The sequence below is a fragment of the Desulfovibrio sp. X2 genome, from assembly GCF_000422205.1.
GTDB lineage: Bacteria > Desulfobacterota > Desulfovibrionia > Desulfovibrionales > Desulfovibrionaceae > Alkalidesulfovibrio.
Map to the genome: position 1 here is coordinate 1 of NZ_ATHV01000003.1, position 16,157 is coordinate 16,157.

The following is a 16,157-nucleotide window of genomic DNA, read 5'->3' on the forward strand; positions in this document are numbered from 1 at the left end:
CGCGGCCTTTTTCGTTGTGCCCCATCCCCCTTCGGATGGACAGAAGCGGCTCAGACGGCCTCGGAATCATGCTCGAAGACGCCGAAGCTGTTGCCCTCCGGGTCCTCGCAGTAGGCCATCCAGCCCACGCCGGGGATCGCCCGGCGCGGCACCAGGAGCCGCCCGCCCGAAGCCGCGACACGCTTGATCGCATCGGCCACTGAAACGACATGTATGGTAGGCATCCCTCCCATGGTCAGGGCCGGCCTGGGGCCGACCCGGCCCGACAGGCCGCACTGTCCGTCCATGCGGCCGTCCACGAGGGAATACCCCTCCTCCGGGTGCTCTTCCTTGAATTCGAGCCCGAAGGCCTGTGCGTAGAAACCGGCCATGCGGGCCGGGTTCTCGGCAAAAATCTCGAAATGAAGGCTTCGGTCCATGGCAACCTCCTCGACTCGCCTCTCCTGTCCGCCGCGCCCCTCCGCCTCGCAAAGCCTTCGCGCCGCGAGGCAGACGCCGCGCCGCTCGGGGCTGTGGAATCCGGATTCTACGGACAGGATACAACTGTAGCATATTCCGGCCCGAAGTACAGTGAGATTTTCACATGTCCGGTCAGCGAGGCTGCGCCTGAATGGCCGAAATGCGACAGTGTTGAAAAAAAACCACACTTTTGCAGACCGGAATAGGTCCTGAAGGAGTCGCCGCGGGCGTACCCGGGCATATGTGCGGAACGGAATCCAGCGAGAGAAGCGAGGGGGGAGGTGTGAAAAAACCGCGCAGCCCCGCCCGGTTCAACAACCTGGGGCGGGGCTGCAGAAACGCCTGAAGGCGCTCTCGGCTCTACGTCACGGGCAGGTCGGGGCCCGCATCAGTTCTGCATGTCCGCAAGCTTGCGAAGCAGCAGGTAGGACACGAGTCCCTGGGATGTGGGCTTGTTGAAGTTTCCGTTCTTGTCCGGCTTGCAGATCGCATTCTCGTGGAGCGAGCCGGGCTGCGCGTCGCAGTTCTGTGGATCGAAGGCCGACGCGGGGGTGAAGAGCCACGCGCTGGCGGCAATGGCCGCAGCGGCGAAACCGAGGATTATCAAGTGGCGCATGGTCCGTCTCCTTGGTCTTTCGACCGGACGGATGCTCGGGCCGTAAGGCCGCAGCGGCCGCAGCTCCCGCATCCGTCGTCAGGGCAGAGCACCCCCTCTTTCCCTGCCAGGTAGGCTTGCCATTCTCTCCAGAGATAAGCGCGCGACACTCCCGTGTCCACCACCTCCCAGGGAAAAGGCTCCTCCCGTGACCTTTCTCTATCCAAATATCGTGCCATGTCGCCGTCCCATTCCGCCAGGGCCTTGCGCCACGTCCCCTGGCGCGCGGCCAGCTCGATGAGGTCGAAGAGGGCCTCGTCGCCGCGCGTCAAAAGACCCTGCAGCCGGGCGGCGAAGGGCGACTCGCCCTCGAGCCTGAGCCCCTTGTGCGGGCGGCAGAGCGCGCGCAGCCGGTCGAGCCGGGCCGCGAGCTCCGCCTCGGGCCGCATGGCCGACCACTGCAGCGGGGTCCAGGGCTTGGGCACCAGCGGGGCCACGGAGAGCACGGCCACGTCGAGCCCCTTGCCCTTCTTCCCCCGGCCGCGCTCGCGCGCAGCGGAAAACTCGGCGAGGAAATCGCCGAACTCCTCGTAGTCCGCGTCCGTCTCCCCGGGCCAGCCCACGATGAGATAGAGCTTCAGCTTGTTGAACTGCAGGCGGCTCACGCTCGAAACCACCTCGAGCAGGCGGCCGGTGTCCAGCCGCTTGCCCGCGGCGCGCCGCAGTCGCTCGCTCGGGGCCTCGAGCGCCAGGGTCAGGGTGCGCAGCCCCGTGTCGCGCAAAAAAGTCAGGAAGTCGTCGGAGAGGCCGTCCGCCCGCACCGAGGAGAGGGAGAACTTGGTCTTGCGTTCCTTCAGCCACTCGAGGAAGGCGCGCAGGTCCGGCCAGTCCGTGAGCGCCGTGCCCACGAGCCCCACCTTCTGCGGCGCGGCCTGCTCGACCAGATCCTTCAGCCCTTCGAGGGTGGCGTGGCGCGGCGGGCGGTAGATGGAGCCCGCGGCGCAGAAGCGGCAGCCGTAGGGGCAGCCCCGGTTGACCTCGACCAGGAACATGTCCCGGAAGGCCGAACGGGGGCTGACGAAGGTGGAATAGCAGGGGGCGGAAAGCTCGTTCGTGATCCCACCGGCGACCACGCGGCGCACGGGCAGGGGCGTGCGCCCCGGGACCAGGACGCCGGGGAGCCTTTCCAGGCGGGCGATGGCCTCGTCCTTGCCGCCGCCCGCAAGCCGCACGTCGCGCACCACGGCCACGGCCTCGGCCAGCCCGGCCTCGGCCTCGCCCACGAAGAAGGCGTCCGCGAGCGGCATGAGCGGCGCGGGATTCAGGAAGGCCACCGGGCCGCCGATGAGCACCAGGGGCCAGTCCGGCCGATCGGTCCGCCGAAGCGGAATCTCTGCGGCGAGCAGCATCTCGGCCAGGGCCTTGAACTCCTCCTCGAAGTTCACCGAGGCCGCGAGCAGGGGAAAGTCTGACAGGGGTATGCCGGAATCGGCCGAGGCAGGGGCCTCGTTTGGTCCGGGCAGGAAGACGCGTTCGACGCGCAGGCCCGGCAGGTCGGCGAGGATGCGCCAGGCGGCCTGCCAGCCGAGGGTGGACAGGGCGAGCGATTCCTCGCCCGCGAAAACGAGGGCCGTGGGCAGCCTGCCGCCCGGATCGGGAAGCTCTGGGCGCCCAGCCCCCAGAAAATGGATGCGCTCTCGTGCGGACGTCACGCCGCTCCTTTCACGTCCCCCCGGAGCCCAAAGGGGCCCGGGGGAGCGGAGTCCGCATGCCCGCTCCCCCGGGGAGGACCATGTATGCCTAATCCGCCTGCTTGCGGATGAAGCTCGGGATTTCGAATTCCTCTTCGTCGAAGACGAAGTCCTCCTCGCCGGGAGCGGCGCCGCCGACCGCGGCCTTGGCCTGGGGCCTGGCCTGGGGCTCGGCGTCGTAGCCGTTCTGCTTCTGCCAGCGCAGGTAGGTGGGGATCGAGAGATCCTCGCTGCTGACCACGCCGCTCAGGCTGCGGGGCTTGCCCGCGGCGGGCGCGGCGGCCGCGGCCGCGGCCTGTCCCTGCACGGCGGCGAGGTTGCCGCCGCCCTTGCGGCGCAGGGGCGAGACCTTGCCGGTATCGCCGCCCTCGGCGGCCTCGTTCTCGATGCCCGTGGCGATGACCGTGATGCGCATCTCGTCGCCGATCTCCGGATCGAAGACCGTGCCGAAGAAGATCTGCGCGTCCTCGTGGGCCGCCTCGGAGACCGTGTTGGCCGCCTCGGAGACCTCGTCGATGGTCATGTCGGGGCCGCAGGTGATGTTGATCAGCACGCCGCGGGCGCCGTCGATGGTCACGTCCTCGAGCAGCGGGCTGGTGATGGCCTTCATGGCCGCCTCCTTGGCCCGGTTCTCGCCGCGGGCGATGCCGGTGCCCATGAGGGCCAGCCCCGACTCGCCCATGACGGCCTTGACGTCCGCGAAGTCGAGGTTGATGAGGCCGTGGACCATGATCAGGTCCGAAATGCCTTTGACCGCGTAGAACAGCACCTCGTCGGCCTTCTTCAGCATCTCCAGGAAGGTGGCCTTCTTGGAGGCCAGGGAGAGCAGGCGGTCGTTCGGGATGGTGATCAGCGAGTCCACGTGCTGGCGGAACTCGGCGATGCCCTTCTCGGCCTGCGCGAGGCGCTTCTTGCCCTCGAAGAAGAAGGGCTTGGTGACCACGCCCACGGTCAGGGCGCCCATCTCGCGCGCCACCTGGGCGATGACCGGGGCCGCGCCGGTGCCCGTGCCGCCGCCCATGCCGGCGGTCACGAAGACCATGTCGCTGTCCCCGATGAGCTGCTTGATCTGCTCCATGCTCTCCAGGGCGGCGTTGCGGCCGATCTCGGGATTGGCGCCCGCGCCGAGTCCCTTGGTCAGCTTGTCGCCGAGCTGGATCTTGAATTCCGCCTTGGAGCGGGTCATGGCCTGGCAGTCCGTGTTGGCCGTGATGAAGGTCACGCCGCGCAGCTGCGACTCGATCATGTTGTTGACCGCGTTTCCGCCGCCTCCGCCCACGCCGATGACCTTGATCTTCGCGTTATTGTCGGTGATGAGTTCGAGATCCATGGATGGTCCTCCTTGATACCCCTGACTGGTCCGTGCGTTGCCTTGTAAAGATTCGCCCTACTTGATGTCCGTGAACCACTTGCGCATGGTTCCCAGGATGCGGTTGAAGACGTTGTCGTCGCGGATGCGGAACCGCTGCTCCACGCCCTCCTTCTGCGCCCCGTACATGAGCAGCCCTACGGCCGTCGCGTACATCGGGGAGTTGACCACATCCTTCAGGCCGCCGACGTTCTGCGGGTAGCCCACGCGCGTCGGCAGGTTGAAGATCTGTTCGCCCAGCTCCTGGCAGCCCTCGATGAGCGAGGTGCCGCCGGTGAGCACCACGCCCGCCGCCACCGTATTCTTGAACCCGGAGCGGACCAGTTCCTGGTCCACCAGGGTCAGAATCTCCTCCACGCGCGGCTCGCAGATCTCGGCCAGAACCTGGCGGGAGAGCCTGCGGGCCTCGCGGCCGCCCACGCTCGGCACCTCGATGACCTCGTCGGAACGGACCATCTCGGCCAGCGCGCAGCCGTACTTCACCTTGATCTTTTCGGCCGCCACCATGGGCGTGCGCAGGCCGAAGGCGATGTCGTTGGTCAGGTTCGTGCCGCCCAGGGCGAGCACGCCCGTGTGCTTGATGGAGTCGTTGGAGAAGACCGCGATGTCCGTGGTCCCTCCGCCGATGTCCACCAGCGCCACGCCGATCTCGCGCTCCTCCTCGGTCAGCACCGCCTGGGCGGAGGCCATGGACTCGAGCACGATCTCGGCCACGTCCAGCCCCGAGCGGTGGCAGGAGCGCACGATGTTCTGGGCCGAGGTCACCGCGCCCGTGACGATGTGCACCTTGACCTCGAGCCGCACGCCCGCCATGCCGAGCGGGTCGGCGATGCCGCGCTGGTCGTCCACGATGTATTCCTGCGGCAGGATGTGGATGACCTCGCGGTCCAGCGGGATGGCCACGGCCTTGGCCGCGTCGATGACCCGCTCCACGTCCTTGGGGCCGACCTCCCCGCCCTTGACCGCGATGACGCCGTGGGAATTGAATCCCTTGATGTGGCTGCCCGCGATGCCGGCGTAGACCGAGCGGATCTCGCAGCCGGCCATCAGCTCGGCCTCTTCGATCGCCTTCTTGATGGACTGGACGGTCTGCTCGATGTTCACCACCACGCCCTTGCGCAGGCCGGTGGACGGACTCGTGCCGATGCCCACGATGTCCACCCCTTCGGGGCTCATCTCGCCCACCACGGCGCAGACCTTGGTGGTGCCGATATCCAGTCCGACGACGAGTTCACCTTTCGACTTGGCCATACCTCTTCTCCATGTGTCCGGCTCAGGCGCCGGTCTTCGCCAGACGAACCCACACGCGGCCTCCCGAGGCCTGCATGTGGCGTACGAAATTCCATTCGTTGCGGCGGGAAAGGTCGTCGGCCACGACCTTCATGCGGTCGAGCCCCCCTTCCCAGTCCGAAAGATCCAGGGACAGCGTGCGGCCGTCCGAGAGCACCAGGGTCAGGTCGCCGCCGCCCGCCTGCATGAGCTCGATGTCGCGCAGCGAGAAGAACCAGCGGTTGTGCGCCAGCTCGGCCGCGAAGAGCGGCATGTCGTCCAGCCACGACTCCGAGCCGGGCAGGAGCTCGAGCACCGGCAGCGAGGCGAAGTGGTCCGCCTCCACCGGGGCGATGATGTCGCCGTCGGCCTCCGCGTAGTAGAGCGTGGTCCCGCGCTGCACCCAGAAGGCGGCCTGCTTCTCCGCGATGGTGAGCTTGAGCGTGCCGGGCAGCACGCGCTCCACGGTCACGGACTTGATCCAGGGGTCCGAGGAGATGCGGCTCTCCACGTCGCGGATGTTGAGCTCGAGGGTGTTCTCTCCCCCCGTGACGCCCGCGAGCTTCAGGACCTCGTCCCGGCTCAGCCGCGAGTTGCCCGTGACCTCCACCTGGCGCAGGGAGAAGTAGGGGTTCACGGTCAGCCAGCGGTAGCCGTAGAGCAGCCCCAGGCTGACCGTGGACACGAGCGCGAGGAGCAGGCTCAGCACGACCATGCGCCCGGCCAAAAAGCCCGCGCCGCGCGCCATGCGCGCCGCCACGACGCCGCCCTCGCCCTTCTGCCCGCGGTAGCTGTTGCTGCCCTTGCGCGGCTTGGCGGCCGGGGCCCCGCGAGAATACGACGAGCCCGCGTTCCTGGCCTTGGTCCCGCCGTTTCGGGTGAGCTGGACGCGCCCGCGGCGCGTTGCGGCCAGGGACGTCATCCGACCACCTTCACTTCCAGCTCGAGGTCCAGGCCGAAGCGGGTGCGCACCGCGCTTTGCGCCAGGGAGATGAGTTCCATCGCCTCGGAGGAGCGGCCGTCGCCCACGTTGACCAGGAAATTCGCGTGCATCTCCGAGAAGGCCATGCCGCCGAGCCCGACGCCGCGAAAGCCCGCGCGGTCGAGCAGCCTGCCCGCGCTCTCGCCCTCGGGATTCTTGAAGACGCAGCCGCAGGTGGCCGCGGCCACGGGCTGCACCGCCTTCTTGCGCAGGAAGTACTCGGACATGTCGGCCCGGATTGCGGCGGGGTCGCGCTTCGAGAGCAGGAGTTCGGCCTCGAGCACCAGGAAGAAGCCCTCTTCCCCCTCGGGCGCGAAGCGGCGGTACCCCGCCTCCCACTGTCCGGCCTCGATCCAGCGCTCGCCGTGCGCGGGCGACCACAGGCGCACCCGGACCATGCGCTCGCAGAAGCTCTGCCCCCAGGACCCGGCATTCATGGCCACGGCGCCGCCCACGCTGCCGGGGATGCCGCGCAGCCGCTCGATCCCGGAAAGGCCCTCCGAGGCCAGCCAGGCGAGCAGGGACTGCAGCTTGATGCCCGACCCCACGCGCACGAGCACCCCGCTCTCGTCCTCGGCCAGGCGCGCGGGCCCGGTAGCCCAGCGCGAGCTCACCAGGACCACGCCGAGCTCCCCGTCCTTGGCCAGCACGTTGGACCCGGCGCCGAAGGCCACGGGCTCGCCGCCGAGCTCGCACAGGGCGTCCGTGAGGGCCACGAGGTCCTCCTCCTCGCGCACCACGGCCTCGGCCAGGGCTGTGCCGCCGAGGCGAAGCGTGGTGCGGCGCGCGAGGGGGACGTCGTGCGTCAGGTCCAGGGCCGTCATTCCATCTCCAGGTACTTGGGGCCGATCTGGGTGATGCTGCCTGCGCCGAGCGTCAGCAGCAGGTCGCGGGGCCTCAGGATGTTGGGCAGGGCCAGGAGCATCTCGTCCAGGCTCTGGAAGTATTCCACCGGCGTCTTGCTCACCTGCCGGATGCCCTGGGCCAGGCTCTGGCCGGACACGCCCGGGATCGGGGCCTCGGAGGCCGCGTAGATCTCGGTGAGCAGGAGCTGGTCGCAGTTCTCGAAGACCTTGCAGAAGTCGCCGAAGAGCGCCTGGGTGCGGGAGAAGCGGTGCGGCTGAAACGCCACCACCAGGCGGCGGTCCGGGTAGCAGGCGCGGGCGGTCTCCAGGGTGGCGCGGATCTCGGCCGGGTGGTGGCCGTAGTCGTCCACCACGAGCACGCCGTGCCTCTCGCCCTTGAGTTCGAAACGTCGGCCCACGCCGCCGAAGCGGCTCAGCGCCTCGATGACCTTGTCCTTGGCGAGTCCCACTTCCAGGGAGACGCCGATGACGCCGAGCGCGTTCAGGATGTTGTGGCGGCCGGGCTGGTTCAGGGTCACGTCGGCCCAGTGCTCGCCGTCCACGAAGACGCGGAAGATGCCGCGCAGCCCGGTCTGCACCACCTCCGCCCGGATGCGGCAGTCCTTGCCGAAGCCGTAGGTGGACATGCGGCGCTTGATGCGCGGCAGCAGGCGGCGCACGCCGGGGTCGTCGCCGCAGACCACGTTCATGCCCCAGAACGGCACCTTGTTCATGAACTGCACGAAGGCGTCGTCGATCTCCTCGATGCCCCCCTTGTAGTGGTCCAGATGGTCGGCATCCACGTTGGTGACCACGGTGATGATGGGCGCGAGGCAGAGGAAGGAGCCGTCGGACTCGTCGGCCTCGGCGATCAGGTACTCGCCCTCGCCCAGGTGGGCGTTGGAGCCGTAGGCGTTGAGGCGGCCGCCGATGATCACCGTGGGATCGTAGCCCGCGGCCGCGAAGACCTCGGCCAGGAGCGAGGTGGTGGTGGTCTTGCCGTGCGTGCCCGCAACGGCCACGCCGGTGCGCAGGCGCATCAGCTCGGCCAGCATCTCGGCGCGCGGGATCACGGGGATGCCGCGCTCGCGCGCCTCGACCACCTCGGGGTTGTCGTCCTTGATGGCCGTGGACTTGACCACCACGTCCACGTCCCCGGCCACGTTCTGCGCGCCGTGGCCGATGAAGACCGAGGCGCCGAGCTTCATGAGCCGCTTGGTCACCGGGCCCATGGCCACGTCCGAGCCGGACACGCCGTAGCCCTGGTTGAGCAGGACCTCGGCGATGCCGCTCATGCCGGAGCCGCCGATGCCGATCATGTGGATGTGCTTGACCTTCGTTCTCACGTCGTCGTCCCTCGAATCTCGCGGAAATTTCAGGCCTTCCCGGCCAGCTTCTCCAGTTCGTCCGCCACGCGCGCCGCGGCGTCCGGGCGCCCTTCCGCGCGCGCTGCCTCGGCCATGGCCTCGAGCCTGCCCGGCTCGGCCGCGATGCCGCCCACGGTGCGGGCCAGTATCTCCGCCGTGAGCCCCGCCTGGGGCAGGAGCACGGCCGCGCCCTTGGCCTCCAGGTAGCGGGCGTTGACCGTCTGGTGGTCGTGCGTGGCGTGCGGGAAGGGCACCAGCAGCGAGGGCGTCCCGGCCACGGTCAGCTCGGCCAGGGTCGTGGCCCCGGCGCGGCAGACCGCGAGGTCGGCCCAGGCGTAGGCCCCGGCCATGTCCTCGATGAAGGGGACGATGCGCGCTCCCGCCGGGGCGCTCTCCCCGGAAATCCCGTAGAGGCCGCGCACCCGCTCGAGGTCGCGCTCGCCGGTCTGGTGCCAGACGATGACCCCGCGCTCGTAGAGGGCGGGCCAGGCCTCGGCCAGCATCGTGTTCAGCGCCATGGCGCCCTGGCTGCCGCCGAGCACCAGCAGGCGCAGCCGCTCGCCCGCGCGCTCGTGGCGGAGGCTTCCGAGCTCGCGGATGGCCGCGCGCACCGGGTTGCCCGTGCGCACCACCTTGGCCGGATCGAAGGCATGGCCCTCGTCCGGGTAGGTCACGAGGACCTTGTCCGCGAAGCGGGCCAGGAGGCGGTTGGCCGCGCCGGGCACGGAGTTCTGCTCGTGCACCGCGCAGGGGATGCCCTGGGTCCTGGCCGCCATCACCGGGCAGAAGCCGCCGTAGCCGCCGAAGCCCGCCACGACCTGCGGCCTGAAGGAGGCCAGCAGGCGCCGCGCCGTGAACACGCCGCCCGCGAGCCTGCAGGCCGCGCCCGCCGCGGCCACGCCCCGGCCGAGCACGCCGCGCACGGGCAGGGCCTCGAAAGCGAGTCCCGCCTTGCGCGCCAGGTCGCCCTCGGGGCCGTACTTGCCGCCGATGAAGAGGACCTCGGCCTCGGGGTTGCGGCGGCGGACCTCCTCGGCCACGGACAGGGCCGGGAAGATGTGGCCGCCCGTGCCGCCGGTGGTGAGGACCAGGCGCTTCAGCATCTGGCGCCTCCCTGAACGGCCTGTCCCACGGCCACGCCGCCGCTGTTCGCGGCCGGGGCCCCGGCCGTGCGCAGCCCGGCGGTGCGGGAGTAGTTGAGCAGCAGCCCGAGGCAGATGAAGGAGATGATGATCTGCGAGCCGCCGTAGCTCATGAAGGGCATGGGCACGCCCTTGGGCGGCACGGTGCCGAGCACCACGGCCAGGTTGAAGAGGCAGCCGATGCCGAGGATGAGCGTGAGGCCGTAGGCCGTGAAGCGGTCGCGCAGGTCGTCCTGGCGCACGGAGATGGTGAAGGCGCGCCAGAGCAGGATGCCGATCAGCAGGATGATCAGGGTCACGCCGAGGAAGCCCGTCTCCTCGCCGACCACGGCCATGAGGAAGTCGTTGTGCGCCTCGGGCAGGAAGAAGAGCTTCTGGCGGCCCGCGCCGAGCCCCACGCCCAGGATGCGGCCGGAGCCGAAGGCGTAGAGCGACTGCACGAGCTGGTAGCCGGTGTTGCCCGCGTCCTTGAAGGGGTCGAGGAAGGCCAGGAAGCGCTTGAAGCGGTACGGCGAGTGCAGCACCAGGGCCACGGCGCCGCACACGGCCGCGCAGCAGGTGGCGAAGAGGTAGACGAAGCGCGTTCCGCCCGCCAGGCACATGAGGAAGAGCAGCGCGCAGAGGAAGGCCGCGCCGCCGAAGTCCGGCTGCAGGAGCAGCAGCAGGGCCAGGAAGCCGGTGACCGCGAAGGGCGGGATGAAGCCGATGGCGAAGCTTTTGACCTTGTCCTGCTTGCTGGCGAAGAAGTAGCCCAGGTAGATGACCAGGGCCACCTTGGACAGCTCCAGCGGCTGGATGGAGAAGGGGCCGATGTGCAGCCAGCGGCGCGCGCCGTTGATGACCACGCCGAGCGGCGTGGCGGCCGTGACGACGAAGAGCATGATGACCAGCAGCAGCCAGAAGTAGGTGTAGCGGTAGATGAGCGCCCTGGGCGCGGCCGCGCAGGCGACCATGCACACGAGCCCCACGACGCAGAAGACGCTCTGGCGCTGGAAGAAGTAGTACTTCCCGCCGTAGAACTTCTCGGCCATGATGCCCGAGGCCGAGAGGACCATGATCAGCCCCGCGGCGGCGAGCAGCAGCCCGGCGGCCAGAAGCCACCAGTCCACGCCCTGCCAGCGGGCCCGGGTCACGTCCGCTGCGCTCACCTAGAGTCCCTCCGCGATGCGCTTGAAATCGTCGCCGCGTTCCTTGTAGCTGCCGTAGAGATCGAAGCTCGAGGTGCCCGGCGAGAGCAGGATCACGTCGCCCTCCTGGGCCTCGGCGAAGAGCTTCCTCACCGCGGGCTCGAGCGTGGGCTCCCAGAACACCGGCAGATGCGGCGCCCAGGCGGGCTCGAAGACCTCGCGGCTGGCGCCGAACAGGCCGATGCTCTTCACGCGCTCCTTGAGGAGCGGCACCAGGGCCGCGGGCTCGCCGCCCTTGAACTTGCCGCCCGCGAGCAGGCGGATGGGACGGTCGAAGGAGGCCACGGCCGCGGCCACGGCGTCGAGCGTGGTGGCCTTGGAGTCGTCCACGAAGAGCACGCCGCGCTTCTCGGCCACGATCTGCAGCCGGTGCGGCTTGGGCGTGAAGGTCGCGACGGCGGCCCGGGCCTGCTCCTCGGTCACGCCGAAGGGGCGCACGGCCAGCCAGGCGGCCTCCATGTTAGCCTTGTTGTGCGGCCCGACGAGCCTGGTCACGTCCGTGAAGCGCTCCGTGGGCACGAAATAGGTGCGCGAGGCCTTGGTGAAGGCCCGGCGCTCGAGCTCGTCGCGCATCTCGAGCGGCGCGATGGCCAGGTTGCCCGCCGCCTGGACGGCGAAGAGCTGCAGCTTTGCCCGCAGGTACTCCTCCATGTCCTTGTGGTAGTCCAGGTGGTTGGGCGAGAAGTTCAGCAGCACGCCCACCTGCGGGTGGAAGGAATGGCAGTTCTGCAGCTGGAAGCTCGAGACCTCGAGCACCAGGACGTCGGCCCTCTCGCCCGAGAGCAGGTACTCCGAGGGCGGGGTGCCGATGTTGCCGCCGAGGAAGACCTTCTTCCCGGCCGTCTCCAGCATGTGGGCGATGAGCGAGACCGTGGTGGTCTTGCCGTTGGTCCCGGTCACGGCGATGACCGGCGCGTCGAAGAACCAGGAGGCCAGCTCGAGCTCGGCCATGATCTTCTGCTCCGGGATGCCCGTGAGCTCCTTTTCCAGCGAGGCCCGGGCGATGCCGGGCGAGAGCACGATCATGTCGGCGCCGGTGAACTGCCCGGCGCTGTGGGCGCCGGACTGGAAGGCCACGGCGGTCTCTTCGATGAAGGCGCGCACGGCGTCGGAGGGCTCGGCCTTGTCGAGCAGGGTGACTTCCGCGCCCAGGGCGAGCAGCAGGCGCACGGCGGCGCGGCCGGACGCTCCCGCGCCCACGACCACGGCCTTGTGGCCCCTGAGCTGTCCCGGATGGATGAGTTCGCGCACGATCCTGTACCTCGTGTTACCTGAGCTTGAGCGTGCTGAGCGCCACCAGGGCGAAGAGCACGGATATGATCCAGAAGCGGATGATGATCTTGGACTCCGGGATGCCTTTCATCTCGAAGTGGTGGTGCAGCGGGGCCATGCGGAAGATGCGCTTGCCGCCGGTCATCTTGAAGTAGCCCACCTGCACGATGACCGAGAGGGTCTCGATGACGAAGAGGCCGCCCACGACCACGAGCAGCAGCTCCTGCTTGGCCGTGACGGCCACGAAGCCGAGCGCGCCGCCGAGCGAGAGCGAGCCCACGTCGCCCATGAAGATCTGGGCCGGATAGGCGTTGAACCAGAGGAAGCCGAGGCCCGCGCCGAGCAGCGAGGAGCAGAAGACCGTGATCTCGCCCACCCCGGGCACGTAGGGCACCTGGAGGTAGTCGGCCATCTTCACGTTGCCCGCCACGTAGACGAAGACGCCGAAGACCACGGCCGCGACCACGGTGGGCACGATGGCCAGGCCGTCCAGGCCGTCGGTCAGGTTCACGCCGTTGGAGGCGCCGACCATGACCAGGATGGCGAAGGGCACGTACATCCAGAACAGGTCCGGATGGAAATTCTTGAAGAAAGGCACGGCCAGCTTGGTGGAGTAGGCCGGGTCGCGCAGGAGCACGGCCACGGCGATGCCCGCCACCACGATCTGGCCGAGGAACTTGGCCTTGGCCGAGAGCCCCTTGTTCTTGTGGCGGCAGACCTTCAGGTAGTCGTCGTAGAGCCCCACCGCGCCGAAGCCGCAGAAGACCAGGAGCACGAGCCAGACGCGCGAGTTGCTGATGTCCGCCCAGAGCAGCGTGGCGGGCAGGCAGGCGGCCATGATCAGCAGGCCGCCCATGGTCGGGGTGCCCGCCTTGGAAGCGTGCGCCTTGACGTCCTCGTGGATGCACTGGCCGCACTTGAGCCTGGTCAGCCAGCGGATCATGGCCGGGCCGAAGGCGATGGCGATGATCAGCGCCGTGAGGAAGGCGTAGATGGAGCGGAACGTGATGTAGCGGAAGACGTTCAGCGCGCTGAACTGGTCCGACAGCGGGAAGAGCAGGTTGTACAGCATCTATTTCTCCTCCCCCTGCGTGCAGAAAATGTCGTCGAGGACCTTCAGGAACTCCTCCATGCGGCAGGACCGCGAGCCCTTGACCAGGATCACTCCCTTGTCCGTGCCCTTCTCGGCCCAGGCCGCGGCGAGGCCCTCGGCGTCCCCGGCTGCGGCGAAGGCGCCCGCGAAGCCGCCCTCCGCGAGCCCGGCCCGCACGGCCTCGGCCATCGTGCCGCGCCAGAACAGGGCCATGACCGGCCTTTCGGCGATGAAGCGGCCGAGCGCGCGGTGTTCTTCCTCGGCCCCGCCGCCGAGCTCGAGCATGTCGCCGAGCACCAGGGCCAGGGGCTGCCCCGCGGCCATCTGCGCGGCGCAGTCCACGGCGCTGCGCATGGACAGCGGGTTGGCGTTGTAGGTGTCGTCGATGAGCGTCACGCAGCCCGCCTCGCGGCAGCAGAAGCGGCCCTCGACATGGACGGGATGGGCCAGGGCGTCGGCCGTGGCGGCGAGGTCCATGCCGCAAAGCGAGGCCACGGCGAAGGCCGCGCCCACGTTCTCGGCGAAGTGCGCCCCGGGATAGGGCAGCTCGCAGGCGATCTCCCTGCCGCGCACGCTGAGCTCGAACCTGCCCGTGCCCGTCCCGGCGGCGCCAGCGTAGCGGCAGAGCACGTCGGCGGGCACGGCGGGATCGGTGGAGAGCGAGACGGTCTTCACGTCGTAGGCCTTGGCCGCCTCCCAGAGCTCCGGGTAGCAGCGGTTGACCACGGCCGTGCCGCCCTCACGCACGAAGCCGAGCAGCGAGGCCTTGGCGCGGGCCACGCCCGCGAGGTCGCCGAGCCCCTCGAGGTGGGCCGGGCCGATGTTGTGCACCACGGCGATGTCGGGCAGGGCCACGGAGCCGAGCTCCTCCATGTCGTGGGGCTTGCTGATGCCGAGCTCGAGCACCCAGTGGTCCTCGGCGCCGGAGGTGCCGAGAATGGTCAGGGGCAGGCCGAGCTGGTTGTTGAAGTTCTTGTGGTTCTTGGCCACCACGAAGCGCGCGCCCAGGACCTGGGCGATCATCTCCTTGAGCGTGGTCTTGCCCGCGGAGCCGGTCACGGCCACCACGCGCGCCTTGCAGCGAAGCCGCCACCAGCGGGCCAGGCGGCCGAGCGCGCGCAGGACGTCGGGCACCACGAGCACCGGCGCGCCGAGGCCCGGCAGGGGCCGCGCCGCCAGGACCGCGACGGCGCCCTGCTCCACCGCTTTCGGGGCGAAGTCGTGGCCGTCGGCGCGCTCGCCGGGCAGGCAGACGAAGAGGTCGCCCGTCCCGGCCTGGCGGCTGTCCGCCACGGCGCGGCGCACGGCGAGACCCATGGCCTCCCGCGGCACGTCCACGCCGAGCGCGGCTGCGATCTCGCCCAGGCTCACGCGCATTCGAGCACCTCGCGCACCACCTGCGCGTCGTTGAAGGGGAACTTCAGCTCGCCGATCTGCTGGTACATCTCGTGGCCCTTGCCCGCGATCACGCAGACGTCCTCGGGGCCGAGCCCCTCGAGCGCCACGCGGATGGCCTCGCGCCGGTCGACCTCCTCCACGACCTGCGCCGCTCCGGCCAGGCCGGGGCGCACGTCGTCCATGATGCGGAAGGGGTCCTCGTTGCGCGGGTTGTCCGAGGTCAGCACGGCCACGTCGGCCCACGAGGCCACGGCATGGCCCATGAGCGGCCGCTTGGTGCGGTCGCGGTCGCCGCCGCAGCCGAAGACCACCACGAGCTTTTTGGGCCGGAGGGACTTCACGGCCGAGAGCACGTTCTCGAGGGCGTCCGGGGTGTGGGCGTAGTCCACGAAGACGTTCAGCCCCTTGGGGTTGGGCACGCGCTCCAGGCGTCCGGGCACGCCGTAGAAGTCGTTCAGCACGCGCATGGCCTTGAGCGGCAGGCCGAGCCCGAGGCCCGCGCCGATGGCGGCCAGGATGTTCTGCGCGTTGTGGCGGCCGACCAGGGGCGAGGAGATGTGGATGGTGCGGTCCTCCCACATGATCTCGAGCTCCATGCCCGCGGCCGAGGAGGAGACGAGGCGTCCGTTCAGGGCGCGGAAGTCGCCCTCGGGCGGCTGGGTCAGGCCGTAGCCCACGGCGCCGGGGATGGAGCGCAGGAGCATGAGGCAGGAGGGGTCGTCCCAGTTGAGCACCGCGGTGCGGCCGGGGGCGGAGTACTCGCTGAAGAGCCTGCTCTTGGCCGCGAGGTAGTTCTCCATGGTGCCGTGGTAGTCCAGGTGGTCCTGGGTCAGGTTGGTCATCACGGCCACGTCGTAGAGCAGCCCGGCCACGCGGGCCTGGTCCAGGGCGTGGGAGGAGACCTCCATGACCGCGGCCTCGACCTTGGCGCGAGCCATGTTGGCCAACAGCTCGTGCGTCTTCCAGCAGTCCGGGGTGGTCAGCTGCGACTCGAGCACCACGCCGGGCCAGCGGTAGTTGATGGTCCCGAGCACGCCCACGCGGCGGCCGTTGGCGTGCATCAGGTACTCGACGAGATAGGCCGTGGTGGTCTTGCCGTTGGTGCCGGTCACGCCCACGAGCTTGAAGGGATGGGCGCGGGTCCTGAAGTAGGCCGCGGCCAGCTCGCCCAGGGCGCGCGCCGGGTCCGGGTGCAGCACGAGCTCGGCCTTGGCGTTCGCGGGCCAGCCCTCGGCGTTGCGCGCCACCACGAAGGCCGCGCCGCGCTCGAGCGCCTGGGGGATGAAGACGGCGCCGTCGACCTTGGCCCCGGGAACGGCCACGAAGACGTCGCCCGGACGGACCTTGCCCGAGTGCGTCCAGACCATGAGCCCCTCGCCGACCCTGGCGAGAAGATCCGTCCACTGCCTGCTGAGCGCCGATGTCATG

Annotated in this window: 14 protein-coding genes; all 14 read right to left on the reverse strand. The window is 69.5% G+C overall.

Annotated features, from left to right (window positions below):
* Window positions 1-50 precede the first annotated feature (50 nt).
* Window positions 51-419 (reverse strand): VOC family protein, encoded by a 369-nt coding sequence (locus DSX2_RS01340; RefSeq protein WP_020879228.1) that lies wholly within the window; start codon window positions 417-419, stop codon window positions 51-53.
* 428 nt (window positions 420-847) lie between these two features.
* Window positions 848-1,075 carry a hypothetical protein gene (locus DSX2_RS01345; RefSeq protein ID WP_020879229.1) on the reverse strand — a complete coding sequence of 76 codons (228 nt, stop codon included), beginning with the start codon at window positions 1,073-1,075 and terminating at the stop codon, window positions 848-850.
* A complete protein-coding gene (locus DSX2_RS01350) occupies window positions 1,063-2,766 on the reverse strand; it encodes a radical SAM protein (protein ID WP_020879230.1) in 1,704 nt (567 codons plus the stop codon). Before DSX2_RS01350 ends, DSX2_RS01345 begins: the two co-directional genes overlap by 13 nt.
* 88 nt (window positions 2,767-2,854) lie before the next feature.
* Window positions 2,855-4,135 (reverse strand): cell division protein FtsZ, encoded by a 1,281-nt coding sequence (gene ftsZ / locus DSX2_RS01355; RefSeq protein WP_020879231.1) that lies wholly within the window; start codon window positions 4,133-4,135, stop codon window positions 2,855-2,857.
* Between the two features lie 57 nt (window positions 4,136-4,192).
* Window positions 4,193-5,425 (reverse strand): cell division protein FtsA, encoded by a 1,233-nt coding sequence (gene ftsA / locus DSX2_RS01360; protein ID WP_020879232.1) that lies wholly within the window; start codon window positions 5,423-5,425, stop codon window positions 4,193-4,195.
* Between the two features lie 22 nt (window positions 5,426-5,447).
* Entirely contained in the window at window positions 5,448-6,365 is a 918-nt protein-coding gene (locus DSX2_RS01365; RefSeq protein ID WP_020879233.1) for a cell division protein FtsQ/DivIB, read from the reverse strand.
* On the reverse strand, window positions 6,362-7,249 hold the full coding sequence (gene murB / locus DSX2_RS01370; RefSeq protein ID WP_020879234.1) for a UDP-N-acetylmuramate dehydrogenase: 888 nt from the start codon (window positions 7,247-7,249) through the stop codon (window positions 6,362-6,364). Before murB ends, DSX2_RS01365 begins: the two co-directional genes overlap by 4 nt.
* Window positions 7,246-8,616 (reverse strand): UDP-N-acetylmuramate--L-alanine ligase, encoded by a 1,371-nt coding sequence (murC, locus tag DSX2_RS01375; RefSeq protein WP_020879235.1) that lies wholly within the window; start codon window positions 8,614-8,616, stop codon window positions 7,246-7,248. The genes murB and murC overlap by 4 nt, the downstream gene beginning before the upstream one ends.
* A 29-nt stretch (window positions 8,617-8,645) precedes the next feature.
* Window positions 8,646-9,737, reverse strand: coding sequence for an undecaprenyldiphospho-muramoylpentapeptide beta-N-acetylglucosaminyltransferase (gene murG / locus DSX2_RS01380; protein ID WP_035040141.1), 1,092 nt, complete (start codon window positions 9,735-9,737; stop codon window positions 8,646-8,648).
* Window positions 9,734-10,927 carry a putative lipid II flippase FtsW gene (gene ftsW / locus DSX2_RS01385; RefSeq protein WP_020879237.1) on the reverse strand — a complete coding sequence of 398 codons (1,194 nt, stop codon included), beginning with the start codon at window positions 10,925-10,927 and terminating at the stop codon, window positions 9,734-9,736. Before ftsW ends, murG begins: the two co-directional genes overlap by 4 nt.
* A complete protein-coding gene (murD, locus tag DSX2_RS01390; protein ID WP_020879238.1) occupies window positions 10,928-12,217 on the reverse strand; it encodes a UDP-N-acetylmuramoyl-L-alanine--D-glutamate ligase in 1,290 nt (429 codons plus the stop codon).
* Window positions 12,218-12,233: 16 nt separating this feature from the next.
* Window positions 12,234-13,310: a phospho-N-acetylmuramoyl-pentapeptide-transferase gene (gene mraY / locus DSX2_RS01395; RefSeq protein WP_020879239.1), complete on the reverse strand. Its 1,077-nt coding sequence runs from the start codon at window positions 13,308-13,310 to the stop codon at window positions 12,234-12,236.
* Entirely contained in the window at window positions 13,311-14,708 is a 1,398-nt protein-coding gene (gene murF, locus DSX2_RS01400; RefSeq protein ID WP_020879240.1) for a UDP-N-acetylmuramoyl-tripeptide--D-alanyl-D-alanine ligase, read from the reverse strand.
* Entirely contained in the window at window positions 14,699-16,156 is a 1,458-nt protein-coding gene (locus tag DSX2_RS01405) for a UDP-N-acetylmuramoyl-L-alanyl-D-glutamate--2,6-diaminopimelate ligase (RefSeq protein WP_020879241.1), read from the reverse strand. The genes murF and DSX2_RS01405 overlap by 10 nt, the downstream gene beginning before the upstream one ends.
* Window position 16,157 lies beyond the last annotated feature (1 nt).